This is a genomic window from Hymenobacter ginkgonis (genome assembly GCF_009755225.1).
Classification (GTDB): domain Bacteria; phylum Bacteroidota; class Bacteroidia; order Cytophagales; family Hymenobacteraceae; genus Hymenobacter; species Hymenobacter ginkgonis.
Map to the genome: position 1 here is coordinate 1 of NZ_WQKZ01000029.1, position 734 is coordinate 734.

The window sequence follows — 734 nt, forward strand, 5'->3', positions numbered from 1 at the left end:
AAGCCCCAGGGCCACGGGGTGAACCTGGCCTCGGGCATTGCCCAGGTGCTGGCCGGCCGCAGCGGCGGGGCTGGCTCGGCCACTACCAGCGGCTCGAAGGTGGCCGTGATTCCGGTGCAGGGCACGGTGCAGAAGCGCGGCGGCTACTGCTCATTGGGCACCAAAGACTTAGTAGCCCAGATTGCCGCGGCCAACCGCGACCCCGAAATCTCGGCTATCGTGCTCGACATCGACTCGCCCGGTGGCCAGGTCGATGGCACGGAGGAATTCGCCCAGGCCGTGGCCCTGAGCCAAAAGCCCGTGGTGGCCTACATCGACGGGCTGGGCGCGTCGGCGGCCTACTGGATTGCCTCGCAGGCCAGCTTTATCTACATCAACTCGGCCTCGACGGGCTACGCCGGTAGCCTGGGCGTGCTCTGCATGAGCATCGACCAGTCGGCTTTCCTGGAAAAGCAGGGCGTGAAGGTGGAGATTCTGCGCTCGACCCGCGCCGTGGACAAAGCCAAGATGAATCCGGTGGAGCCCCTGAGCGACGACGTGCGCGCGGCCGTGCAGGCTGACCTCGACCAGATTGGCGAGACCTTCATCGCGGCCGTGGAGAAGGGCCGCGCCGGCAAGCTTAGCACCAAGGAGGACGTGTTCACCGGCAAGGTGTACCGCGGTTCCGACGCCAAAAAACACGGCCTGGTCGATGCCATTGGCTCGCTCCAGGATGCCGTCAACAAAGCCGCCTC

At 65.9% G+C, this 734-nt stretch carries 1 protein-coding gene; it reads left to right on the forward strand.

The genetic code is table 11. The features are described 5' to 3' along the window. On the forward strand, positions 1–734 hold a 734-nt coding region (locus GO988_RS23660), incomplete at both ends, for a S49 family peptidase (RefSeq protein ID WP_157570113.1).